Annotated in this window: 20 protein-coding genes and 2 pseudogenes; 14 read left to right on the top strand and 8 right to left on the bottom strand. The window is 59.8% G+C overall.

The window, feature by feature from the left end:
- Positions 1-88: 88 nt before the first annotated feature.
- The 9 genes from pcaK (at position 89) to pcaC (ending at position 8,531) form a co-directional block, all read left to right on the top strand.
- Positions 89-1,435 (top strand): 4-hydroxybenzoate transporter PcaK, encoded by a 1,347-nt coding sequence (gene pcaK / locus AC3WQN_RS09855; RefSeq protein WP_103400259.1) that lies wholly within the window; start codon positions 89-91, stop codon positions 1,433-1,435.
- Between the two features lie 213 nt (positions 1,436-1,648).
- Positions 1,649-2,506 carry a CoA transferase subunit A gene (locus AC3WQN_RS09860; RefSeq protein WP_103400258.1) on the top strand — a complete coding sequence of 286 codons (858 nt, stop codon included), beginning with the start codon at positions 1,649-1,651 and terminating at the stop codon, positions 2,504-2,506.
- Entirely contained in the window at positions 2,503-3,285 is a 783-nt protein-coding gene (locus AC3WQN_RS09865) for a CoA-transferase subunit beta (RefSeq protein ID WP_172736612.1), read from the top strand. The genes AC3WQN_RS09860 and AC3WQN_RS09865 overlap by 4 nt, the downstream gene beginning before the upstream one ends.
- Entirely contained in the window at positions 3,282-4,487 is a 1,206-nt protein-coding gene (gene pcaF / locus AC3WQN_RS09870; protein ID WP_178081902.1) for a 3-oxoadipyl-CoA thiolase, read from the top strand. The genes AC3WQN_RS09865 and pcaF overlap by 4 nt, the downstream gene beginning before the upstream one ends.
- Positions 4,488-4,526: 39 nt before the next feature.
- On the top strand, positions 4,527-5,231 hold the full coding sequence (gene pcaH, locus AC3WQN_RS09875) for a protocatechuate 3,4-dioxygenase subunit beta (RefSeq protein WP_095146820.1): 705 nt from the start codon (positions 4,527-4,529) through the stop codon (positions 5,229-5,231).
- Between the two features lies 1 nt (position 5,232).
- On the top strand, positions 5,233-5,799 hold the full coding sequence (pcaG, locus tag AC3WQN_RS09880; RefSeq protein ID WP_103400256.1) for a protocatechuate 3,4-dioxygenase subunit alpha: 567 nt from the start codon (positions 5,233-5,235) through the stop codon (positions 5,797-5,799).
- 161 nt (positions 5,800-5,960) lie between these two features.
- Positions 5,961-7,322, top strand: a complete 1,362-nt coding sequence (locus AC3WQN_RS09885) for a 3-carboxy-cis,cis-muconate cycloisomerase (protein WP_103400255.1) — start codon at positions 5,961-5,963, stop codon at positions 7,320-7,322.
- A gap of 12 nt (positions 7,323-7,334) precedes the next feature.
- Positions 7,335-8,126, top strand: a complete 792-nt coding sequence (pcaD, locus tag AC3WQN_RS09890) for a 3-oxoadipate enol-lactonase (protein WP_103400254.1) — start codon at positions 7,335-7,337, stop codon at positions 8,124-8,126.
- A gap of 12 nt (positions 8,127-8,138) precedes the next feature.
- Positions 8,139-8,531: a 4-carboxymuconolactone decarboxylase gene (pcaC, locus tag AC3WQN_RS09895; RefSeq protein WP_103400253.1), complete on the top strand. Its 393-nt coding sequence runs from the start codon at positions 8,139-8,141 to the stop codon at positions 8,529-8,531.
- Between the two features lie 12 nt (positions 8,532-8,543).
- Here pcaC and AC3WQN_RS09900 read toward each other — a convergent pair whose 3' ends face one another.
- Together AC3WQN_RS09900 and AC3WQN_RS09905 are read right to left on the bottom strand one after the other, a co-directional pair.
- Positions 8,544-9,443, bottom strand: a complete 900-nt coding sequence (locus tag AC3WQN_RS09900; protein WP_103400252.1) for a polysaccharide deacetylase family protein — start codon at positions 9,441-9,443, stop codon at positions 8,544-8,546.
- Between the two features lie 150 nt (positions 9,444-9,593).
- A complete protein-coding gene (locus AC3WQN_RS09905; protein WP_103400251.1) occupies positions 9,594-10,853 on the bottom strand; it encodes an OprD family porin in 1,260 nt (419 codons plus the stop codon).
- Positions 10,854-11,491: 638 nt separating this feature from the next.
- On the opposite strand from AC3WQN_RS09905, the gene AC3WQN_RS09910 reads away from it, so the two are divergent.
- The 4 genes and pseudogenes from AC3WQN_RS09910 to AC3WQN_RS09925 form a co-directional block, all read left to right on the top strand.
- On the top strand, positions 11,492-11,992 hold the full coding sequence (locus tag AC3WQN_RS09910) for a hypothetical protein (protein WP_103400250.1): 501 nt from the start codon (positions 11,492-11,494) through the stop codon (positions 11,990-11,992).
- A gap of 36 nt (positions 11,993-12,028) precedes the next feature.
- Positions 12,029-12,157, top strand: a pseudogene (locus AC3WQN_RS09915) (hypothetical protein); the annotation flags it as partial.
- 525 nt (positions 12,158-12,682) lie between these two features.
- Positions 12,683-13,234, top strand: a complete 552-nt coding sequence (locus AC3WQN_RS09920) for a hypothetical protein (protein ID WP_103400249.1) — start codon at positions 12,683-12,685, stop codon at positions 13,232-13,234.
- Positions 13,235-13,401: 167 nt separating this feature from the next.
- Positions 13,402-13,589, top strand: a pseudogene (locus AC3WQN_RS09925) (pyridoxal-phosphate dependent enzyme); the annotation flags it as partial.
- A gap of 136 nt (positions 13,590-13,725) precedes the next feature.
- Here AC3WQN_RS09925 and adeC read toward each other — a convergent pair.
- The 3 genes from adeC to emhA are packed head-to-tail and all read right to left on the bottom strand — an operon-like array spanning position 13,726 to position 19,511.
- A complete protein-coding gene (gene adeC, locus AC3WQN_RS09930; protein ID WP_095146827.1) occupies positions 13,726-15,186 on the bottom strand; it encodes an AdeC/AdeK/OprM family multidrug efflux complex outer membrane factor in 1,461 nt (486 codons plus the stop codon).
- Complete coding sequence (gene emhB / locus AC3WQN_RS09935) at positions 15,183-18,350, bottom strand: efflux RND transporter permease subunit EmhB (protein WP_103400248.1); 3,168 nt, start codon at positions 18,348-18,350, stop codon at positions 15,183-15,185. The genes adeC and emhB overlap by 4 nt, the downstream gene beginning before the upstream one ends.
- 3 nt (positions 18,351-18,353) lie before the next feature.
- Positions 18,354-19,511, bottom strand: coding sequence for an efflux RND transporter periplasmic adaptor subunit EmhA (emhA, locus tag AC3WQN_RS09940; RefSeq protein ID WP_103400247.1), 1,158 nt, complete (start codon positions 19,509-19,511; stop codon positions 18,354-18,356).
- Between the two features lie 266 nt (positions 19,512-19,777).
- Here emhA and emhR point away from each other — a divergent pair, with 266 nt between their 5' ends.
- Positions 19,778-20,428 carry an efflux system transcriptional repressor EmhR gene (emhR, locus tag AC3WQN_RS09945; RefSeq protein WP_103400246.1) on the top strand — a complete coding sequence of 217 codons (651 nt, stop codon included), beginning with the start codon at positions 19,778-19,780 and terminating at the stop codon, positions 20,426-20,428.
- 259 nt (positions 20,429-20,687) lie between these two features.
- Here the strand turns inward: emhR and AC3WQN_RS09950 are convergent, their stop codons facing one another.
- The 3 genes from AC3WQN_RS09950 to AC3WQN_RS09960 all read right to left on the bottom strand — a co-directional run bounded on the left by AC3WQN_RS09950 (position 20,688) and on the right by AC3WQN_RS09960 (position 23,102).
- Positions 20,688-21,215, bottom strand: coding sequence for a hypothetical protein (locus AC3WQN_RS09950; RefSeq protein ID WP_103400245.1), 528 nt, complete (start codon positions 21,213-21,215; stop codon positions 20,688-20,690).
- A 43-nt stretch (positions 21,216-21,258) separates the two neighbouring features.
- Positions 21,259-21,786, bottom strand: coding sequence for a hypothetical protein (locus AC3WQN_RS09955; protein WP_103400244.1), 528 nt, complete (start codon positions 21,784-21,786; stop codon positions 21,259-21,261).
- Between the two features lie 266 nt (positions 21,787-22,052).
- Positions 22,053-23,102, bottom strand: coding sequence for an alkene reductase (locus AC3WQN_RS09960; protein ID WP_103400243.1), 1,050 nt, complete (start codon positions 23,100-23,102; stop codon positions 22,053-22,055).
- Positions 23,103-23,106: the final 4 nt, after the last annotated feature.

Here is a 23,106-nt window from a genome sequence, read left to right on the forward strand (position 1 = left end):
CTCACTGAGCCCGGTACCGTCCGTTTTTTCAGTTGGCTGGCATTTGCCGGCCTGCGTCTGCCTGCGTTTCTTGCGTGGAATAACAATAATGAGCCAGTCTCAGTCTGCTGTCGGTAACTGCCTCGATGTGCAGTCCTTTATCAATGCCCAACCGCTGTCGCGCTATCAATGGCGAGTGGTGATCCTGTGTTTCCTGATTGTCTTTCTCGATGGCCTGGACACGGCGGCCATGGGCTTTATCGCGCCTGCCTTGTCCCAGGACTGGGGCATCGATCGCGCCAGCCTGGGGCCGGTGATGAGTGCCGCCTTGATCGGCATGGTCTTCGGCGCCCTGGGTTCCGGACCCTTGGCGGATCGCTTCGGACGTAAGGTCGTACTGGTCGGTGCGGTGCTGGTGTTCGGTGCCTTCAGCCTGGCGTCGGCCTATAGCAGCAACGTCGAGCAATTGCTGGTGTTGCGTTTCCTGACCGGCCTGGGCCTGGGCGCGGGCATGCCGAATGCCACCACGCTGTTGTCGGAATACACCCCCGAGCGCAAGAAATCCCTTCTGGTGACCAGCATGTTCTGCGGTTTCAACCTGGGCATGGCGGGGGGCGGTTTTATTTCCGCCAAGCTGATCCCGGCATTCGGTTGGCACAGCCTGCTACTGATTGGCGGTATTTTGCCGTTGATCCTGGCGGTGGTGCTGCTGTTCTGGTTGCCGGAGTCGGCGCGCTATCTGGTGGTGCGCAATCGCGGTACCGACAAAGTGCGCAAAGCACTGGCACCGATTGACCCGGCCGTCGTGGCGCAGGCATCGAGCTTCAGCGTGCCGGAACAAAAAACCGTCAGTGCCCGCAACGTGTTCGCGGTGATTTTCTCCGGCACTTACAGCGTCGGTACGCTGCTGCTATGGCTGACCTACTTCATGGGGCTGGTGATCGTGTACCTGCTGACCAGTTGGTTGCCGACGCTGATGCGTGACAGTGGCGCGAGCATGGAGCAGGCGGCGTTCATCGGTGCGCTGTTCCAGTTCGGCGGGGTATTGAGTGCGGTAGGGGTTGGCTGGGCGATGGACCGGTTCAATCCGCACAAGGTCATCGGCATCTTCTATCTGCTGGCCGGGGTATTTGCCTACGCGGTTGGGCAAAGCCTGGGCAGCATCACCGTGCTTGCGACGTTGGTATTGGTGGCCGGGATGTGCGTCAACGGCGCGCAATCGGCGATGCCGTCACTGGCGGCGCGCTTCTACCCGACTCAAGGCCGGGCCACGGGGGTGTCGTGGATGCTGGGAATCGGCCGCTTTGGCGCAATTCTCGGCGCCTGGATGGGCGCGACCTTGCTGGGGCTGGGCTGGAACTTCGAGCAGGTGCTGACGGCGCTGGTGATCCCGGCGGCCCTGGCGACAACGGCGGTGGTGATCAAGGGCATGGTCAGCCATGCGGATGCGACCTGAGCCACGCTTTTGTGAATGGACTGGCCGTTTTGCCGGCAAGTCCGTTCCTGCACAGGGATCGGTAGGCAGGCAACAATATGTTCGATAAACGAACACTTAGTCGATTATCGGATTGTTTGGGTTTTTTTCACGGCTTAACCTTCAGGCAATCCGGCGCTGCCTATCGCGCCTTGTCCTCCACGTCGGTTTACTGATACTCGGGAGTCCACCCCCATGGCTGCAATCCTTTCGCTGCACGACGCAGTGAAGCAATTCGTGAATGACGGCGACACGGTCGCGCTCGAAGGCTTCACTCACTTGATTCCCACCGCAGCGGGTCATGAAATCATTCGTCAGGGCAAGAAAGACCTGACGCTGGTGCGGATGACCCCCGACCTGGTCTACGACCAGTTGATCGGTGCCGGTTGCGCTCGCAAGCTGATTTTCTCCTGGGGCGGTAACCCGGGCGTGGGTTCGCTGCACCGCCTGCGTGATGCGGTCGAGAAGCAGTGGCCACACCCGCTGGAAATCGAAGAACACAGCCACGCCGACCTGGCCAATGCCTACGTCGCTGGCGCCTCGGGCCTGCCGTTTGCGGTACTGCGGGCCTACGCCGGTTCAGACCTGCCCAAGGTCAACCCGCTGATCAAGAGCGTCACCTGCCCGTTCACCGGTGAAGTATTGGCGGCAGTGCCGTCGGTGCGTCCGGATGTGACGGTGATTCACGCGCAGAAAGCCGACCGCCGGGGCAACGTTCTGCTCTGGGGCATTCTTGGCGTACAGAAGGAGGCAGCGTTGGCGGCCAAGCGCTGCATCGTCACCGTCGAAGAAATCGTCGACGACCTCAACGCACCGATGAACGCCTGTGTACTGCCGACCTGGGCCCTGAGCGCGGTTTGCCACGTCCCTGGTGGTGCGCACCCGTCCTACGCTCACGGTTACACCGAGCGCGACAACCGCTTTTATCAAGCCTGGGACCCGATCGCCCGCGACCGCGAAACCTTCACCGCGTGGATTAACGAATACATCCACGGCAGTGCTGATTTCAGTGAATTCCAGGCCAAGCTGGCCCGTGCTTCGGAGGCCCAATAATGACTTACTCCACCAATGAAATGATGACGGTGGCCGCCGCGCGCCGCCTGAAGAACGGTTCGGTGTGCTTCGTCGGCATCGGCCTGCCTTCCAAAGCGGCCAACCTGGCCCGCCTGACGTCCTCGCCGGATGTGGTGCTGATCTACGAATCGGGGCCGATCGGTGCCAAGCCGAGCGTATTGCCGCTGTCCATCGGCGACGGCGAACTGGCCGAGACCGCTGATACCGTGGTGCCGACCGGTGAGATCTTTCGCTATTGGCTGCAGGGCGGGCGCATTGACGTCGGTTTCCTCGGCGCGGCCCAGGTCGACCGTTTCGGCAACATCAACACCACGGTGGTTGGTGACTACCATCAGCCCAAAGTGCGCCTGCCGGGTGCGGGTGGTGCGCCGGAGATCGCCGGCTCGGCAAAGAGCGTGCTGATCATTCTCAAGCAATCGGCCCGTTCGTTCGTCGACAAGCTCGACTTCATCACTTCGGTCGGTCATGGCGAGGGCGGTGATTCACGCCAGCGCCTGGGGCTGCCCGGTGCCGGCCCGGTCGGGATCATCACCGACCTGTGCATCATGGAACCGGAAGCCGGCACCCATGAGTTCGTGGTCACGGCGTTGCACCCGGGCGTGACCCGCGAGCAAGTGATCGCCGCCACCGGTTGGGCCATCCGTTTTGCCGAGCAGGTGGAGCAGACAGCGGCGCCGACCGAGATTGAATTGGTTGCGCTGCGCGATCTGGAAGCGCGCACCGCCGCCGCCCACGGCCAGGCACCAGGAGAAGCATGATGCGCGAGGTGTATATCTGCGACGCGATTCGCACCCCCATCGGCCGTTTTGGCGGTGGCTTGTCAGCGGTCCGTGCCGATGACCTGGCCGCGGTGCCGATCAAGGCCCTGATGGCGCGTAATCCAGGCGTTGACTGGAGCGCAGTGGACGAGGTGTTCCTCGGATGTGCCAACCAGGCCGGCGAAGACAACCGCAACGTCGCGCGCATGGCGTTGCTGTTGGCCGGCTTGCCGCACAGCATTCCCGGGGTCACCCTCAACCGTTTGTGTGCTTCGGGCATGGACGCGATCGGCACCGCGTTCCGGGCCATTGCCAGTGGCGAAATGGAGCTGGCGATTGCCGGTGGCGTCGAGTCGATGTCCCGCGCCCCGTTCGTGATGGGCAAGGCGGATGCGGCGTTTTCGCGCAACATGAAACTGGAAGACACCACCATTGGCTGGCGCTTCATCAACCCCTTGATGAAAGCTCAGTACGGCGTCGATGCGATGCCTCAGACCGCTGACAATGTGGCGGACGATTATGGAATCTCCCGCGCGGATCAGGACGCCTTTGCCCTGCGCAGCCAGCAACGCACGGCCGCCGCGCAAGCCGCGGGTTACTTCGCTGAAGAAATCGTCCCGGTACGCATTGCTCACAAGAAGGGTGAGAGTGTGGTCGAGCAGGACGAACATCCGCGAGCGGACACGACCCTGGAAACCCTGGGTAAGCTCAAGCCGGTCAATGGCCCGGACAAGACCGTCACGGCCGGCAACGCTTCGGGCGTCAACGACGGCGCTGCGGCGCTGATCCTGGCTTCGGGCGACGCGGTGAAGAAGCACGGCCTGACCGCCCGGGCGAAAGTCCTGGGCATGGCCAGCGCCGGTGTTGCCCCCCGTGTCATGGGCATTGGCCCGGTACCGGCGGTGCGCAAGCTGGTCGAGCGCCTGGGTGTGGCGGTCAGTGATTTCGATGTGATCGAACTCAATGAGGCCTTTGCCAGCCAGGGGTTGGCGGTGTTGCGTGAGTTGGGGCTGGCCGATGACGCGGCGCAGGTCAACCCGAACGGTGGCGCCATCGCGCTGGGGCATCCGTTGGGCATGAGTGGTGCGCGGTTGGTGCTGACGGCACTGCACCAGTTGGAAAAGACCGGTGGCAAGAAAGGCCTGGCGACCATGTGTGTCGGCGTTGGCCAGGGTCTGGCGCTGGCGATCGAACGGGTCTGACGCCGCTGTGAACATCGAATAAGAATCGAGGACTGCTTCATGACTGACAAGCCTGGTTACCTTCGCCCGCAAGCGGGCACCCAGCCGGAGTATCTGCATCCGGCGTATCAATCGACGAACCTTCGTTCGCCGTCAAAACCGCTGGTATTCCTGCCGCATTCGCTGTCGGAAATCACCGGCCCGACCATCGGTGCCGAGTCCGTGAATGAGCAGGACAACGACCTGACGGCTCAGCATGCGGGGGCCCCCCTGGGTGAGCGGATCATCATTCACGGTCGTGTGCTGGACGAAAACGGCTTGCCGGTACCGGGGATCCTGGTGGAAATCTGGCAGGCCAATGCGGCCGGTCGCTATAACCATGCCCGTGACCTGCATGACGCGCCGCTGGACCCGAACTTCACCGGTACCGGCCGTACCGTCACCGACGCCAATGGTGCCTACCAGTTCCAGACGATCAAGCCCGGTGCGTACCCCTGGGGTAACCACCACAATGCCTGGCGTCCGGCCCATATCCATTTCTCGCTGTTCGGGCCGAGCATTCTGACGCGCCTGGTGACCCAGATGTATTTCCCGGGCGACCCGTTGCTGGCCTATGACCCGATCTACAACTGCGTACCCGACACCCGCGCCAAAGAGCGTTTGATCGCCAGCTTCGACCTGGAAAAAACCATCCCTTCCCATGCCCTCGGTTATCGTTGGGACATCGTTTTGCGCGGCCGCGATGCCACGCCGATGGAGAAATAAGATGACGCTGACTGCAACGACGTCCCACACCGTAGGGCCGTACTACCACATCGGATTGACCTGGCTGAACCGTGAAAACCTGACCGTCGAACACACCCTTGGCGAGCGGGTAGTGGTCACCGGGCAAGTGGTCGATGGCAATGGTGAGTTCGTCAACGATGCGATGCTGGAGGTCTGGCAGGCCAACGCCGCTGGCAAGTATGACCATCCCGAAGACGATCAGGACAAACCCCTGGATCCGAACTTCATGGGCTTCGGTCGAGTACCGGTGGATGCCGAGGGACGGTTCCGCTTCACCACGATCAAGCCGGGTACCGTGCCCGGACTCAAAGGCAGTACCCAGGCGCCCCATCTGGTGGTGCTGGTATTTGCCCGTGGCCTGGTCAAGCACCTGCTCACCCGGATTTACTTCGAGGGCGAGCCGGCCAACGTCGCGGATCCGTTGCTCGAATGCGTACCGGCCGAGCGCCGTGGCACGTTGTTGGCGAAGCAGGATACGTCAGGCGTTTATCAGTGGAACGTGATCCTGCAAGGTACTGATGCCGAGACGGTGTTCTTCGACTACTGAGTGAAAGCGCTGTTGTGGGGAGGGAGCGGTACGTGACGGTAATGATGGCAGTCGCGTTCCTGTTCAGTTTGCGTTTACCGAAGCAGGCTGCGTACCTGCACCACGATCTTTAAGCTGTCGGCGTGCGCCTGCATCGGGCGCGCGCCGCGTAAGGAATCCCTATGCAACGACCGGGCAATCAACTGTTCGACGCCTATTTCACCGCCCTGACCATGCGCGAAGTGTTCAGCGATCAGGGGCGGGTGCAGGCGATGCTCGACTTCGAAGCAGCATTGGCCCGGGCCGAGGCGCGGGTCGGGCTGATTCCGCATTCGGTCGTTGCCCCTATCGAAGCGGCCTGTCAGGCACGGCTGTATGATTTTTCTGCCCTGGGCGAGGCGATTGCCGGCGCAGGCAATTCGGCCATTCCCTTGGTCAAGGCACTGGGCAAGCAGATCGCGGTGCATGACGCGGACGCTGAGCGGTATGTGCATCTGGGAGCCACTAGCCAGGACGTGATGGACAGTGGCCTGGTGCTGCAAGTGCGCAGCGCCTTGTGCCTGATCGAGGCCGATCTGGCACGCCTCGGCGCCGCGCTGGCGACCCAGGCCCGACGTCACATCGCCACGCCACTGGCCGGGCGCACCTGGCTGCAACATGCGACGCCGGTCACGCTGGGGATGAAAATCGCCGGCTGGCTGGGTGCGGTAACCCGTAGCCAGCAACGGCTGCAAGCCCTCAAGCCGCGGCTGTTGGTGCTGCAGTTCGGTGGCGCCAGCGGCACCCTGGCGGCCCTGGGCGAACAGGCGATGCCGATTGCCGAGGCGCTGGCGCAGGAGCTGCAACTGACCCTGCCGGAACAACCTTGGCATACCCAGCGTGACCGCCTTGTGGAATTCGGCGCTGCCCTGGGATTGATTGCCGGCAGCCTCGGCAAACTGGGTCGCGACATCAGCCTGTTGATGCAGACCGAAGCGGCGGAAGTGTTCGAGCCTACGGCTCCGGGCAAGGGCGGTTCCTCGACCATGCCGCACAAACGCAACCCGGTGGGCGCTGCGGTGCTGATCAGCGCGGCGACGCGCGTGCCCGGCCTGCTCTCGACCCTGTTCAGCGCCATGCCACAAGAGCATGAGCGCAGCCTGGGGTTGTGGCATGCCGAGTGGGAAACCCTGCCGGAGATCTGCTGCCTGGTGTCCGGTGCCTTGCAGCAAGCGTTGCTGCTGGCCGAAGGTCTGGAGGTCGACGCCCAGCGCATGGCCACGAACCTGGACTTGACCCAAGGGCTGGTCCTGGCGGAAGCGGTGAGTATCGTGCTGGCCCAACGCATCGGACGCGAGCAAGCGCATCACCTGCTGGCGCTGTGCTGCAAACGCGCCGTGGCCGAGCAGCGGCATCTGCGGGCGGTGCTGGGGGATGAACCCCGGGTGACAGCCGAGCTGTCCGGGGCGCAACTCGATCAATTAATGAACCCTGCGCATTACCTCGGCCAGGCGAAAACCTGGGTCGAGCGCGCGTTGGCCGAACATCTGGCATTGACTGTCTGAAGGAGAACTTCCGTGGCATTTGTACCACTCGCCGATGGCGAACTGCACTACCAGCTCGACGGTCCAGAGCATGCGCCGGTACTGGTGTTGTCCAACTCCCTGGGCACCGACCTGCACATGTGGGACGCGCAGATTCCCGCGTTTGCCGAACACTTTCGGGTGTTGCGTTTCGACACCCGCGGCCATGGCCGTTCGCTGGTCACACCGGGCCCCTACAGCATCGAGCAATTGGGGCGCGACGTGCTGGCCTTGCTGGATGCCTTGCACATCGAGCGCGCGCACTTTTGCGGCCTGTCCATGGGCGGCCTGATCGGTCAGTGGCTGGGGATCAACGCCAGTTCGCGCCTGCTCTCACTGGTGGTGTGCAACACGGCGGCGAAAATCGGTGAGTCCTCTGTCTGGAACCCTCGCATCGAAACGGTGTTGCGCGATGGCCCCGCGGCGATGGTCGCCCTGCGTGATGCCTCGATTGCCCGCTGGTTTACCCCGGACTTTTCCCAGGCCCATCCGGCGGCGGCCAAGCAGATCACTGACATGCTGGCGGCCACCTCGCCACAGGGTTACGCGGCCAACTGTGCTGCGGTCCGTGATGCCGATTTCCGTGAGCAACTGTCTTCGATCAAGGTGCCGCTGCTGGTGATTGCCGGTACCGAGGATGCGGTCACGCCGCCCTCGGGCAGCCACTTCATCCAGGAGCGCGTGCAGGGCGCGGAGTATGCCGAATTCTATGCCGCGCACCTGTCCAACGTTCAGGCCGGCAGTGCGTTCAGTGAGCGTGTGCTGACCTTTCTGTCAGGCCAGTGAGGGGAGATATCCGTGGACGAGAAACAACGTTATGCCGACGGCATGCAAGTGCGTCGCGCGGTGCTGGGTGATGCCCATGTCGACCGCAGCCTCGAGACCCTGAACGAGTTCAACGCGGAGTTTCAGGAAATGATCACCCGGCATGCCTGGGGTGACATCTGGACCCGTCCGGGCTTGCCGCGGCACACCCGCAGCCTGGTGACCATCGCCATGCTGATCGGCATGAACCGTAACGAAGAGCTGAAGTTGCACCTGCGTGCGGCCGCGAACAATGGCGTCACCCGCGCCGAGATCAAGGAAGTGCTGATGCAGAGTGCGATCTACTGCGGCATTCCGGCAGCCAATGCGACCTTCCATCTGGCGGCATCGGTGTGGGACGAACTGGGTGTCGAGTCCCGGGAGTAAGTGCGTACCCGCTCAATGGGTGTCGTGGCCCCAGATCCAGTTCCACGCCCCCGGTAAGCGCGCGGGCTCGTCCGCATTGCGCAGCGTGCGGGTGATGGCCGCACGCTGCAACGCCGCCGAATCATCGTAGAAGGGCTTGGCGTCTACGGGCACATGTGTCTGCTGCGCACTGTCGAGCAGAATCTGCAGGTACTCCTCCATGTGCCGGGCCGTGTAGCGATTGAGATCGTGAAAGGTCACCACCACCGGGATGACGCCATCCACGGTCGGCAACTCCCCCCTGGCGATCCGCTCGCGGGTTTCCGACAGCTGCCGCACCAGGTTGGCGCGCCTGCGGGGGCTGGCGGTGATGCCCCAGACCTTGCCGTCATTGGCGCTCAAGTCAGTCAGCAGCACCTGCAAGCCATGCTGTTGATAGGCGGCGAAGGTGCGTCTGTCGTAACTCCAGAAGGGCGGACGGACCAGCGTCGGCGGTGTGCCGGTGAGCGACGCGATGTCGGCGCAGCCCCAGGTGAGCGCCTGCTCGAGTTCTCGTGGGTCAAGGGAACGATGATTGGTGTGCCACGGCGTGGCAGTGTGGAAGCCCAGGATGTGGCCGGCCGCGTGTTCACGGAGCATGGTTTTGCGACCCCGTTCGCTGCCACCGGCCCGTGGGGCCCGTGTCTGTACGAAGAACACCGCCTTGATGCCCGGTTGAATCGGGTTGTTGGCCAACACCTCGAGTATCGCACGTGACGGATTGGCCCAGCCGGATGCGCTGGGGCCATCGTCGAAGGTCAACAGGAAACGGATCGGTGGGGATGCCTGTAAATGCTGCTCGGTCTGCGGCGTCAGGGCGATCGGCGGGCCGATACAGCCACTGAGGCCGAGCGCAAGGGCGAGGGCAGACACAAAGCAGAGGATCGATTTCATAGTGTTGACGTGACCGGCGACAGATCGGGAAGGGGGCAACCTGTTGGCGCACAGTCATTTACCGTGCGCCAAGGCAGTCGTTCTCGGGAAAGTCCCCATAGGAACGCCACGACACTGAACGGTTCAGCAGGTCGGGGTGATTATATCGAGTCAGAGCAGGTTGATGGGGTAGCTGACGATCACACGGTTTTCGTCGAACTCGTTGTTGCTGAAGTCCCGGCGCAACGTCGAGTTGCGCCACCTGAGGTTGAGGTTTTTCAGGCTGCCGCTTTGTACCGTATAGCCGAACTCACTCTCGCGCCCCCATTCCTTGCCATCGCTGACGGTTGCAGTGTGAACGTTGTCGCCGCTGATGTAGCGGTTCATCAGGGTCAGGCCGGGGAGGCCGACGGCGGCGAAGTTGTAGTCGTGGCGCAATTGCCAGGACGTTTCCCTGGCGTTGTCGTAGCTTGAGTTGAAGCTGTCGTTGGCCAGCGTTCCACCACTGGTGCCATTGACCCGCATCCAGGCGCTGTCGCCGGTGAGTTTCTGCAGGCCGACATAGAAGGTGTTGCCGCCGTGTTTGGCCGAGAACAACCCGGACCAGGTCTTGTTGTCGAGATCACCGGCCCGGGCGCTGCCCTCTTCCTGGCCATGAAAGAACCCCAGGTTGGCCCCCAGGGTCCAGTCGCCCACGGGTTGACTGTGGATCAGGTTGAGGAATTGCTGGCTGTAGATGTCCTTGAGTTCAGCATTCCACGCGGCAATTTGCGTGCGCTTTTCATTGAAGCTGTACTCGGCGCCTGCGAAGTTGAAACGGTCGGAGGTGACGGTTGCTCGGCCACTCATCGACATATCGCTCATGCTGCTGTCGTCACGCGGACTGTTGGCGCGCATCTGCCCGCCGTACAGCGTCAGGCCGTCGATCTCCTTCGAAGTGAGCTGGCCGCCGCGAAAGGTTTGTGGCAATGAGCGGCCATCGTCCGAACGCAGAATCGGCAGCATCGGCATCCATTCGCCGACCTTCAGTTCCGTCTGCGACAGCCTGGCCTTGAACGCAACGTTGGTGCGCCCGAAGTTGTCGGCCGGGCGACCATCGTGGTCCAGCGGCAGCAACTGCGTGCCGCCGGTGCCCTTGCCGCCATCGAGCTTCACCGAGTACAGCCCCAGCACATCCATGCCGAAGCCGACGGTACCTTGGGTGAATCCGGACTTTGCATCGAGGATGAAGCTTTGCGTCCACTCTTCGGCCTTGCCCTGAGCCCTGGTCGGGTTGGTGAAGTTGCGGTTGATGTAGAAGTTACGCAGGGTCAGGTTGACCTTGGTGCCTTCGACAAAGCCTGACTCCTCGGCCTGGGCGGGAAGGGCTGCGTTGGCCAGGGCGGCGGCGATCAGGCTGGGAACGAAGTACTGCGCGGTGGAAGGCGTCATGGGCTCGGGTCTCTCTAATTCTTGGGGATGAAACGGAGTGATGCCGCCACCGGGAGGGTGCGGACAGGTAGTCGAATGTTTGGGGTAACGCCTGGGGATCAGCCGGACAGGGCAGGGCGCGGGGGCATGAGTCGAACCTGTTGTTATTGGTCTTGTTCGGCGAATGGTGCGGGGAATGGACCAGATGGTTCAATCGGTGAAAGCGGGTTTTGGGCGATTATAGAACGTAAGATTGGCTTTGATTTTGTATTGACTGTGCGGGCCTCATCGCGGGCAAGCTCGCTCCCACAGTTACCCTGAATAAACGCCAATTCTGTATTCACAAAAGAACCCCGTGGGAGCAATTTTCTTCACCATGCCATTCGTCACCGCCATCCGGTGCCGTCTTTCAGCGCGCCGCTCTGCACGGTGTAGTCCAGTTCACTTTCGCGCCCCGTTCCTTGCCGTCGATTACGCGGACTAAGACGCCTTATTAAATGATGGGTTTGATGTTGTTCTAAGTTTCTAGAAAAACTCTACAGGTTACGCGGTTTGCGCGCCTCGTTGTACCTATCAGTTCTACTAGTGGTACGTGTCTATTTGTTGTATTAGAGTTTTATGTGTAGGTACCTCTCAGGTTTATTAATCAGGTGACGGCCATGAACGAGAAAGTTTCTGAACAAGATGGCGCGTTGCGCGCTTTGCTTGAAGCTTATAAGACTGACCCCGGTGTGAAAGCGGCCAATGGATACATGCAGGTGGAAATTACTAGGGGGAATGTTGTTGAAACGCATAAGGCTACTAGCTTCTTTATGGGGGCGAGAGAGGGATTTGCTTTGGTCCAGGCCTATATTGGGGATGATCCTGAAAATCAGAAGGAGATTCAGTTACTCAGTACGCTAAAATTGGAAGCAGGGGAGCGTTACCAGATCAGCGATGATGTCCCTCCAACAGTGATGGCGTTTTATATTGTTCATAAGGGTGGCTCTCAGGAGCAGTCCGCTGGTAATGGAATTCTGAAAGTTGAGAAATTTTTGGTTGATCCATCTAAGCCTCATATCAAAGGAACGCTTGAGTTTATGTGTAGGGAAACTCCGTTCAGTGAAATTTGGATGAAAGTTGTCGCGAAAGATTTTTGGGTTGAAGGAGATCTTTCTTGAAGGTTTAGTAACTATTAGCTGGAAGTGCAATGCATGTTCATGCAGAGCGCGATTTATTGCGGCATTCCGGCGGCCAATACGACGTTCCACCTGGCCGAGTCGGTGTGGGATGAGTGGGGGGTTGAGTCGCAGGAGTGGTTCCGTGATTTTTGGTGTTTGATCTGACGCTTTCGCGGGCACGCCTGCTCTCATAGGTTCGGGTGTTAAGCACACATTCAGTAAACGACATCAATCCTATGGGAGCGAACTTGCTCGCGATGGCGGAGGAAGGTGTCATGTGCTCGGGTCTCTCTCTTTCTTGGGGATAAAACGCGGTGATGCCGCAACCCGGAGTTGCAGGCCGCCAATCTTCAGCGGGACAAAAAACCAACGGGATTAGCCGTACAGGACAGGGCGCGGAGGCATGAGTCGAACCTGTTGTTATTGGTCTTGTTCGGCGAATGGTGCGGGGAATGTACTGGACGGTTCAATTGGTGAAATAGGATGCTGGGCGATTGTTGAACGAAAGTATGAGCGTTCGCGCAGGTGTGCTTTCGATTTGGCTAATAAGGGCGTGCAAGGGGTTAAACATAATGTTCTGGTTTTGTCGCATGTCAATCTAGTAGATCTGATAGCAGTAAGAGGGAAGGCTGTAGCATAGGTTTAATGTGTTGTTTAGTTGTTAATGATTGCTTGAAATAATGGTGGCCTATGGAAGCCTTAAAGAAAAAGATAGTAGTTAAAGAAAGTAATGGGCAGGTTGTTGTTGAAGGCGGAAAAATTCCCGTGCTGAATATCCCCGCTGTGCGGGGGGTGATAAACGGGAATCTTAAAATTGACGATGGGGACAACGTCGATGTTGAGTTTCGCGGAGATAGTGAGCGCGAGGAACTATATTTTCATTGGCAAAGGGAACCTCATTATTTCTTTTTGCTCGCCAAGAAGGAAGGCCCATATACGGAGTTGGCTTTTTGGGGGGATGAATTAAAGATTGGCTCTCATCAAATAGGATGGGGCGCCAATGAGGTCCATGCAGAGTTCTTGAGGCACGGCAGTACGGGCTATCCTCAGTCGGAATTGCGTGGTTCGCTTACTGTTTTGTCCATTACCGAGCAAGGTGAACTGGATGTCATTGAGGGGCATTTTAGTTTTAATTATATTGATAACAGCGAGGAGAAACCGCGGGATGTGGTTTTCTCATGTCCGACTTTTCGATTGAGAGTGCCGAAATTAAAGCGTTTGGAGGCGCGTGGCCAGGCGTGATAAATGCGTGATGTGATCGAGCTCAAGCTCTGATCGAAAACCCATGTCATGGAGCACTGACATGGGTTTTTTCTTACGTGTGAAACAGAACCTCTTACGCGCTATGACCAGGCTTTTTCAACGGCTCGTTCGTCACCGTCTGGCGCTTATCGCTCGTGCGGCGGCAGGCCGGCTCCTGCACGCTGTTTCTCAAGCTCGAATCGCAGAACCCCGGCGGTTCGATCAAGGACCGTATCGGCCTGGCGATGATCGACGCCGCCGAACGCGACGGTCACCTGCATCCCGGCAGTAGCATCGTCGAGGCCACTGTGCTGGCAACACCGGCCTGGGTCTGGCCCTGGTCGGTCGCGCCCAGGCGCTGGCTCGGATTTGACGTCGGGTGTGTACGCGACGCCTTTGGGACAGGCATAAAAAATCCGGAATCCTTGGCGGGATTCCGGATTTTCGTGAGCCTCAAGGATCAGTCAATCATCCTTGTGACCGCATGCCGATCAGAACATCTTCAGCTTCGGTGCTTCTTCTTTCACCGGCTCGTTCTTCGCGGTCTGGGCGTTCCAGCCCCCGCCGAGGGCCTTGTACAGGTTCACTTCGCTGACCAGTTGCGACAGGCGGTCGGTGATCAGCGACTGTTGCGCACTGAACAACTGACGCTGGGCATCGAGGAAGGTCAGGTTGCTGTCGACACCAATGCGGTAGCGACGCTCGGCCAGGCGGTAGTAGTCCTGGTTGGCCTGTACGAAGTCACGCTGGGCCTGCAACTGCTGGTTGAAGGTCTGACGCGCCGCGAGGCCATCGGACACTTCCTGGAAAGCAGTCTGAATCGACTTCTCATACTGCGCGACGGTGATGTCTTTCTGGATTTTCGAGTAATCCAGGCTGGCACTCAACGCACCGGCGTTGAAGATCGGCAGGTTGATTTGTGGCTGGAACAACCAGGTGCCCGAGCCGCCTTTGAACAGGCCGGACAGGTCCGGGCTCAGGCTGCCGGCATTGGCCGTCAGGCTGATGCTCGGGAAGAACGCTGCCCGTGCCGCGCCAATGTTGGCGTTGGCGGCCTTGAGGTTGTGCTCGGCGGCAAGGATGTCTGGACGGCGTTGCAACAGGTCCGACGGCAGGCCCGGCGGCAATTCGCTGAGCAGGTCGTCGTCCAGCGGCTTGGCCGCGGTCAGGTTGGCCGGCACGCCGGTACCGAGCAGCAGCGTCAGGTTGTTTTCGTCCTGGGCGACCAAGCGTGTGTACTTGGCCAGTTGCACCCGGGCGTTTTCCACCGAGGTACGCGATTGGCTCAGGTCCAGCGCCGAGGCTACGCCGACTTCGTTGCTACGCGCGGTGAGGCGATAGCTTTCTTCGAAGGTGGCGAGGGTGTCCTGGGTCAGCTTGAGCAGCTCCTTGTCGGCCTGCCAGGTCAGGTAGGCGTTAGCCACACTGGCCACCAGGCTGATCTGGGTGCTGCGACGCGCTTCTTCAGTGGCGAAGTAGGCTTGCAGCGCCTGTTCGTTCAGGCTGCGAATGCGACCGAACAGGTCGAGTTCATAAGCGCTGACGCCCAGGGTCGCCGAGTAGGAGCTGTTGATGCTCGAATCACCGGTTTGCGAGGCATCCGCCGGGAGCCGCTGACGGCTACCGCTGCCGTTGGCCGAAACCGCCGGGAACAGGTCGGCGCGGGAAATGCGGTATTGAGCCGCATAGGCGTCGATGTTCAGGGCCGCGACACGCAGGTCGCGGTTGTTTTCCAGTGCAGTCTGGATCAGCTGTTGCAGGGCGGGGTCATGGAAAAACTGCTTCCAGCCCTGCTCGGCCGCGGCCTGGCCTGCCGCCTGGGCCGGCGTGTAGGCCGGCCCCTGCGGGTACTGCCCGGCCACGGGGGCTTCGGGCTGCTGATACTCGGGAATCAGCGAGCAGCCACCGAGCACGAACGCGGCGATGGCTAAGGAGAGTAGCGACTTGCTCATTGGCCAGCCTCTTTAGGAGTTTCGGTTGCGTCGTCATCCTGGTCCGCAATCTTGCGTTGACCCATCGCCGACACGGTGACAAAGAACAGGGGTACCCAGTAGATCGCCAGGACCGTGGCCGTGATCATACCGCCGATCACCCCGGTGCCGATGGCATGCTGGCTGCCCGAGCCTGCGCCGGTGGAGATGGCCAGTGGCACCACACCCAGGACGAACGCGAGCGAGGTCATGATGATCGGGCGCAGACGCATCCGGCAGGCTTCAATGGCGGCATCCCTCAGGCTGCGCCCTTGTTCATGCAGCTCCTTGGCGAATTCGACAATCAGGATGGCGTTTTTCGCCGCCAGGCCGATGGTCGTCAACAGGCCCACCTGGAAGTACACGTCGTTGGACAGGCCGCGCAGGCTGGTGGCGAGCAGGGCACCGATGATCCCCAGCGGTACCACCAACATCACCGCGATCGGAATCGACCAGCTTTCGTACAACGCAGCCAGGCACAGGAACACCATCAGCAGCGACAGTGCGTACAGCGCCGGAGCCTGGGAACCGGACAACCGTTCCTCATAGGACAGACCGGTCCAGGAAATGCCGACACCGGCCGGCAGTTTCTTGGCAATGGCTTCGACTTCGGCCATGGCCTCACCGGTGGAGTAACCCGGGGCTGGGGCACCGAGGATCTCCATGGCTTCTACGCCGTTGTAACGGGCCAGCTTCGGCGAGCCATAGATCCACGTGCCCTTGGCGAATGCCGAGAACGGAACCATGGTGCCTTTGCTGTTGCGTACGTACCACTTCTGCAGGTCCTCGGGGCTCATGCGCGCGCCCGGTTGGCCCTGGATGTAGACCTTCTTCACCCGACCACGGTCGATGAAGTCGTTGACGTAGCTACTGCCCAACGCAATCGACAAGGTGTTGTTGATTTCGGTCAGCGTGACGCCCAGGGCGCTGGCCTTCTCATCGTCGATTTCCAGTTGGTACTGCGGCTCATCGTTCAGGCCGTTCGGACGCACTTGCGCCAGCACTTTGCTCTGCGCGGCCATGCCGAGGAACTGGTTGCGTGCCTGCATCAGCTTTTCGTGACCGATACCGGCGCGGTCCTGCAGGAACACGTCGAAACCGGTGGCGTTGCCCAGTTCCAGTACTGCCGGTGGCGCGAACGCGAACACCATGGCGTCACGGAACGTGAAGAAGTGCTGTTGGGCCCGGGCCGCGACCTTGAACACGCTGTTGTCGGCGTTACGCTCGTCCCATGGCTTGAGCATGATGAACGCCATGCCCGAGCTCTGGCCACGACCGGCGAAGTTGAAGCCGTTGACGGTGAACACCGAGGCGACCGCATCGCCTTCACCGCCTTCGCTGCCTGGACGCAGCAGGAACTCGCGCATCTCGTCCACGACCACTTGGGTACGCTGGGCGCTGGAACCGGCCGGGGTTTGTACCTGGGCGAAGAGTACGCCCTGGTCTTCTTCGGGCAGGAACGCGGTTGGAATGCGGGTGAACAGCCAGATCATGCCGACGATGATGATGATGTAGGCCAGCAGGTACGGGGCCTTGTGCGTGAGAATGTTGCCCACGCCGCGCTCATACCCGCGCACGCCGCGGTCGAAGTTGCGGTTGAACCAGCCAAAGAAGCCGCGCTTCGGTACGCCGTGCTCGCCTTTCGGAATGGCCTTGAGCATGGTGGCGCAGAGTGCCGGGGTGAAGATCAGGGCCACCAGGACCGAGAGTGCCATGGCCGACACGATGGTGATCGAGAACTGCTTGTAGATCACACCCGTGGAGCCGCTGAAGAACGCCATCGGCAGCAGTACCGCCGACAGGACCAGGGCAATACCGACCAGTGCGCCCTGGATCTGGCCCATGGATTTCTTGGTGGCTTCCTTGGGTGACAGGCCTTCCTCGCTCATGACCCGTTCGACGTTTTCCACCACGACGATGGCATCGTCCACCAGCAAGCCGATGGCCAGGACCATACCGAACATGGTCAGGGTGTTGATGCTGAAGCCGAACGCCGCGAGGATCCCGAACGTACCCAGCAACACCACGGGTACGGTCATGGTGGTGATGACGGTCGCGCGGAAGTTTTGCAGGAACAGGAACATCACCAGGAACACCAGGACGATCGCTTCGACCAGGGTCTCAACCACACCCTTGATCGATTCGGTCACCACTGGCGTGGTGTCGTACGGGAACACCACTTCCATGCCTTCAGGGAAGAATGGCTTGAGGTCTTCGATGGTTTTGCGCAGGGCCTTGGCCGTGTCAAGGGCGTTGGCGCCGGTCGCCAACTTCACCGCCAGGCCGGAGGCCGGGGCGCCGTTGAACTGGGCGTTGATGCTGTAGTTTTCACCGCCAAGGCCGACGTCGGCGACATCCTTCAGGCGAACCTGGGAGCCGTCCTTGTTGACCTTGAGCAGGATTTCCTTGAACTGCTCGGCCGTTTGCAGGCGGGTCTTGCCAATGATCGTGGCATTCAACTGAGTGTCGGGCAGGGCAGGCAAGCCACCGAGCTGACCGGAAGAAATCTGCACGTTCTGGGCGGCAACGGCGTTTTTAACGTCAACCGGGGTCAGGTTGTAGTTGTTCAACCTGGACGGGTCGAGCCAGATCCGCATGGCGTACTGGGCACCGAACACCTGGAAGTCACCGACACCCGCTGTCCGCGAGATCGGGTCCTGCATGTTGGACACGATGTAGTTGGACAGGTCGTCCTTGGTCATGCTGCCGTCGCGCGAAACCACGCCGATCACCAGCAGGAAGTTTTTCACCGCCTTGGTCACGCGGATGCCCTGTTGCTGCACTTCTTGTGGCAGCAGCGGGGTGGCCAGGTTCAGTTTGTTCTGGACCTGAACCTGCGCGGTATCGGAGTTGGTACCTTGCTCGAAGGTCGCGGTGATGGTCATGGTGCCGTCGGAGTTACTTTCCGAGGACACGTAACGCAGGTTGTCGATGCCGTTGAGCTGCTGTTCGATCACCTGGACCACGGTGTCCTGCACGGTCTGCGCAGACGCACCCGGGTAGGTCACGGAGATGGCGATCGCCGGTGGGGCGATGCTCGGGTACTGGTTGATCGGCAATTTGAGGATCGATAGAGCCCCGACCAGCATGATCACCAGGGCAATTACCCAGGCGAAAATCGGACGGTCGATAAAGAATTTCGACATGGTTTACTCCCCTTTGCCGCCCGCAGCTTTGTTTGTTACCTGTGCGGTGGCCGGGTTCTTCGGTGCTACGTTAGTCGCTTCGCTGACTTTGACCTCAACGCCGGGCTTGACGTATTGCAGGCCTTCGGTGATCAGGCGATCGCCAGCCTTGAGGCCATCTTCGATCAGCCATTGGTTGCCAACGGTGCGGCTGGCCTTGAGCTGACGCAGTTCAACCTTGTTGTCCGGGCCGACGACCAGCGCAGTGGGGGTGCCTTTGAGATCACGGGTCACGCCTTGTTGCGGGGCCAGGATCGCAGCGCTGTTCACGCCGGCCTGTAGCTGGGCGTGCACGAACATGCCCGGCAGCAGGGTGTGGTCAGGGTTGGGGAACACGGCGCGCAGGGTCACGGAACCGGTGGCCTGGTCAACCGTGACTTCGGAGAACTCCAGCTTGCCCTGTTGCTTGTACTGGCTGCCGTCTTCAAGGGTCAGCTTGACCATGGCGGCATTGTCGCCAGCCTTTTGCAGGCGGCCGCTTTCCAGCTCACGGCGCAATTCGAGCAGCTCGACCGAGGACTGGGTGACGTCGACGTAGATCGGGTCCAGTTGCTGGATCACGGCCATGGCGTCGGTCTGGCCATTGTTCACCAGCGCCCCTTCGGTAACGCTGGAGCGGCCAATGCGGCCGGTCAACGGTGCCAGCACCTTGGTGTAGCGCAGGTTGATCTGGGCCGTTTGCAGGGAGGCTTCCGATTGCAGGCGGTTGGCCAGGGCGGTGTCGTACTCCTGACGGCTCACGGCTTGCTCGTCGACCAGTTGTTTGTAGCGATCGGAAATCGACTTGGTCGATTGCAGGTTGGCTTGCGCACTGGCCAGGGTCGCCTGATAGACCGAAGGATCGATCTGGTAGAGCTGCTGGCCTTCCTTGACGTCGCCGCCTTCCTTGAACAGACGCTTGAGAATGATGCCATTGACCTGTGGACGAACTTCCGCGATGCGGTAGGCCGTGGTGCGACCCGGCAGTTCGGAGGTCAGGGTAAAGGCTTGGGTTTCAAGGGTAACGACACCGACCAGAGGGGCTTGCGCGGCAGGGGCCGCCTCTTCCTTTTTACATCCGCTGAGCAGGGCTGCCAGGGCGACGGCAGTGACCAGAGCGGTAACAGCTGGCTTGAATTGCATGAAGATCCTCGGGTCAGGCACGCACAGTGCGCACTAGAAAGGTGGAAAGGTAAAAAAATGGCGCTGAGTGGATAAGTAGCTTGCTAAGGAATATACTTACGTTCATGGTTGTTTGTAAATACCTTGACTGCTTGCCCATTCGGTTACGAAAGCTGTTTCAAGGCGTGAATTGTAGGCCGGGGATGCGACCCGAAAGAGGTCACCCCACATTTGTTCAGATGATGTTCAGGCATCGCTGAAGCATTCCTGATTGAGGTTTTACTGCCATGGTCCGTCGCACCAAAGAGGAAGCTCAAGAAACCCGAAGCCAGATACTCGAAGCGGCAGAAAAAGCCTTTTACGAGCGGGGCGTTGCACGCACCACGCTGGCGGACATCGCGACTCTGGCCGGCGTGACGCGGGGAGCCATCTACTGGCATTTCAGCAACAAGGCGGACCTGGTCCAGGCCATGCTCGACAGTTTGCATGAGCCGCTGGACGAGATGGCACGGGCCAGCGAAAGCGAAGAGGAAGAAGATCCGCTGGGCTGCATGCGCAAGCTGCTGATTCATTTGTTTCATCAAGTTGCCTTGGACCCAAAGACCCGACGCATCAATGAGATTCTGTTTCACAAGTGTGAATTCACTGATGAAATGTGTGATCTGCGCCAGCAACGTCGCACGCTCAGTCTGGAATGTAATGCGCGTATCGGGCTGGCACTGCGTAATGCGGTCAATCGTGGCCAATTGCCGGAAAACCTCGATACGGCCCGTGCTGCGGTGAGCATTCACGCCTACATCGATGGCATTCTGTACCAATGGCTGCTGGCTCCTGACGCCTTTGAGTTACATACGGAGGCCGAACGCTGGGTCGACACCGGTCTGGAAATGCTGCGCTTGAGCCCCAGCCTGCGCCTGAAAGACAACCCGCGTAATTGAGTCCGCTTGTGGCAACCCGGAGGATGGCATCGTCATCGCTTCGCTCGCCCTGCGGCGATGGGGTGCTTTTATATACGCACACACGCCGGCTTGATAGGTAGCGGGCTACGTATTTTGTAGGGAATTTGTGTCGAGTGTGTGACTGAGTGTGAGTCGCCGGTTGTTGAGCGCCGCGGTGATAGGCGCGTGTGGCCTGTTTCCGGGAGGGGCGGCGGTTCGTCAAGGGGGCACGCTAGCGTGGCCCCCAGTCGCCAGATATTTACTTATTGATGCTCAGTTCAATGGTGTAACTGAAGGGCGGTTTCATCATCTTTCTTGATGTAGTCACGTTGCATTTGTATTTCCCATTTCCGGAAGGTTCGACCGTACTCTTCCAGGCAGGTTGATAGCCAGGCTCCAAAACACCGTAACCAACCGGGGCATCCATTCGGGTTTTTAATCGGCATCGATGGCCATGCACTTCATACTCAAGATCCAGGGTGACAGGTGCGACTTTGTTTCTGCGGGGTTGCCAGTTCGAACTGTCGAGGGTGAAGGGTCTTGCATAAGGTATGTCGATGATCTCCACTGTGCCAGGCCCCACATTGAACATTATCAAGGGGCCATTCAATGGAACCTCGAGACCTGAGATACTCTTCATTTTCATTGTGCCAAAGGTGTTGTTGGACAGTTTGAGGGTGATGACGGTGTTGGTCATGCTGTTGGCATTGACTGAATAAAATAATAACAGTGCGAGTGCGATGGTTTTGTATGTGTTCATTTTTATATGGCTCTCGTGAAGTGTCATGGGCAGGTTCGTGGTGCCGGTTGAACGATTGGCGAGTGGTTGGCTATTCGATACTGAATTCAATGCTGAAGCTGTATGGGAATGAGTCCATCACTTCAAGAATTTCTGTTGAACAGTCAGCCGGCTCAACACCAGTGGATTTACCGTTGCCTGACCAGTGCGGCACGCGCTCGACACTCTCCCCTTGTTTTTCAAGCCTGACTTCGATCGACGCGGTGAACTGGCATTCCTTGTTGCCCGAGGCGTAGGAAAATGTTTCGCTCAGTACAGTCGCTTCATTGAAAGCGATAGAGCTGAAGTATTTAGGGAAATCGGCTGCGTACTCATATTTTCCTTTGGCAGGCACATCGAAGTGACTGAGAGGGAAGGGGGCGTTGCTTTGTTTTTTTGAAGGGGTCGAAATGCTCATTTTGTTAATGGTGAGGTTTTTAAGGTGGTAGTGGATTGTGGTGGTGTTAGGATCGTCTGAAAGCTCGATGGTCTTGTATTTGTCATTCGACGCAAGGCTGGAAGTACTGATGGCGAGCGTGAGTATCAGTCCAGTTGTGATGGTTTTGATGAGCGGTGGCATCGGTTTAATTCCATTTAAAGTGATGTTTGGTTTTTTGGGGTTTAAGTTGATTGTTGTTTGGGAGTGCAAGTTAATCAATGTGCGATATCGAATGAGTTATTAGTTTTTGTTGCTGTGGGTGGGGCGAAACAGTAAAGAGGGTGTGCGGTGAGGGGGCGTTTGTTGTTTGGTTTTATGAGTAAGGACAGGCGTTGTATTCGAGGCTTAGAATACAAAAAAGGCCTCGGCTCTAGTGAGCGGAGGCCTTGGAGACAAGAGCGGGTTATTTACAGCGTTGGGTAGTCGATGTAACCGACCGGGCCCTTGGCATAGAACAGTTCCGGGCGCGCTTCGTTGAGCGGTGCGTCGGTTTTGAGGCGGGCAGGCAGGTCGGGGTTGGCGATGAACGGAACGCCGAAGGCGACCGCATCGGCCTTGCCGCTGGCGAGCCAGGCGTTGGCGCTGTCCTTGGTGAAGCGTTCGTTGGCGATGTACGGGCCGCCGAAGGCTTCTTTCAAGCGTGGGCCGAGGCTGTCGCCGGCTTCCTTCTCGCGGGAGCAGATGAAGGCGATGCCACGCTTGCCCAGTTCACGGGCCACGTAGATGAACGTCTCGGCCAGGTTGTCGTCCCCCATGTCATGGCTGTCGGCACGTGGCGACAGGTGCACACCCACACGACCTGCCCCCCAGACCTCAATGGCCGCGTCAGTCACTTCTAGCAACAGGCGTGCACGGTTTTCCAGGGAGCCGCCGTAGTGGTCGGTGCGCTGGTTGGTGCTGCTTTGCAGGAACTGATCGAGCAGGTAGCCGTTGGCACCGTGGATTTCCACGCCGTCGAAACCGGCGGCTTTAGCGTTTTCCGCCCCCACACGGTAAGCGTCGACGATGTCTTCGATTTCAGCGGTTTCCAGGGCGCGCGGCATCGGGTAGTCGGCCAACGGGCGAACCAGGCTGACGTGGCCTTTTGGCTGGACGGCGCTCGGGGCCACCGGCGTTTCACCGTCCAGGTAGGTCGGGTGGGAGATCCGGCCAACGTGCCACAGTTGCAGGAAAATCTTGCCGCCTGCGCCGTGAATGGCTTTGGTCACGTTGCTCCAGCCCCGCACCTGGTCGTTGGACCAGATGCCCGGCGTATCCGGGTAGCCAACCCCCATCGGCGTCACGGACGTGGCTTCGCTGAGGATCAGGCCGGCGGAGGCGCGTTGTACGTAGTACTCGGCCATCAAGGCGTTGGGCACGCGGCCTTCGTCGGCGCGGCAGCGGGTCAGTGGCGCCATGATGATGCGGTTTTCGAGGGTAAGGTCGCCGAGCGTGATGGGATCGAAAATAGTCGTCATGAAA

This window comes from Pseudomonas sp. FW300-N1A1 (genome assembly GCF_058789115.1).

Bases quoted from the DNA above. Each gene is read 5' to 3' on its own strand.
- pcaK (WP_103400259.1), top strand. From the start codon at position 89: ATGAGCCAGTCTCAGTCTGCTGTCGGTAACTGCCTCGATGTGCAGTCC.
- AC3WQN_RS09860 (WP_103400258.1), top strand. From the start codon at position 1,649: ATGGCTGCAATCCTTTCGCTGCACGACGCAGTGAAGCAATTCGTGAAT.
- pcaF (WP_178081902.1), top strand. From the start codon at position 3,282: ATGATGCGCGAGGTGTATATCTGCGACGCGATTCGCACCCCCATCGGC.
- pcaH (WP_095146820.1), top strand. From the start codon at position 4,527: ATGACTGACAAGCCTGGTTACCTTCGCCCGCAAGCGGGCACCCAGCCG.
- pcaG (WP_103400256.1), top strand. From the start codon at position 5,233: ATGACGCTGACTGCAACGACGTCCCACACCGTAGGGCCGTACTACCAC.
- AC3WQN_RS09885 (WP_103400255.1), top strand. From the start codon at position 5,961: ATGCAACGACCGGGCAATCAACTGTTCGACGCCTATTTCACCGCCCTG.
- AC3WQN_RS09900 (WP_103400252.1), bottom strand. From the start codon at position 9,443: ATGAAATCGATCCTCTGCTTTGTGTCTGCCCTCGCCCTTGCGCTCGGC.
- AC3WQN_RS09905 (WP_103400251.1), bottom strand. From the start codon at position 10,853: ATGACGCCTTCCACCGCGCAGTACTTCGTTCCCAGCCTGATCGCCGCC.
- AC3WQN_RS09910 (WP_103400250.1), top strand. From the start codon at position 11,492: ATGAACGAGAAAGTTTCTGAACAAGATGGCGCGTTGCGCGCTTTGCTT.
- AC3WQN_RS09920 (WP_103400249.1), top strand. From the start codon at position 12,683: ATGGAAGCCTTAAAGAAAAAGATAGTAGTTAAAGAAAGTAATGGGCAG.
- adeC (WP_095146827.1), bottom strand. From the start codon at position 15,186: ATGAGCAAGTCGCTACTCTCCTTAGCCATCGCCGCGTTCGTGCTCGGT.
- emhB (WP_103400248.1), bottom strand. From the start codon at position 18,350: ATGTCGAAATTCTTTATCGACCGTCCGATTTTCGCCTGGGTAATTGCC.
- emhA (WP_103400247.1), bottom strand. From the start codon at position 19,511: ATGCAATTCAAGCCAGCTGTTACCGCTCTGGTCACTGCCGTCGCCCTG.
- emhR (WP_103400246.1), top strand. From the start codon at position 19,778: ATGGTCCGTCGCACCAAAGAGGAAGCTCAAGAAACCCGAAGCCAGATA.
- AC3WQN_RS09950 (WP_103400245.1), bottom strand. From the start codon at position 21,215: ATGACACTTCACGAGAGCCATATAAAAATGAACACATACAAAACCATC.
- AC3WQN_RS09955 (WP_103400244.1), bottom strand. From the start codon at position 21,786: ATGCCACCGCTCATCAAAACCATCACAACTGGACTGATACTCACGCTC.
- AC3WQN_RS09960 (WP_103400243.1), bottom strand. From the start codon at position 23,102: ATGACGACTATTTTCGATCCCATCACGCTCGGCGACCTTACCCTCGAA.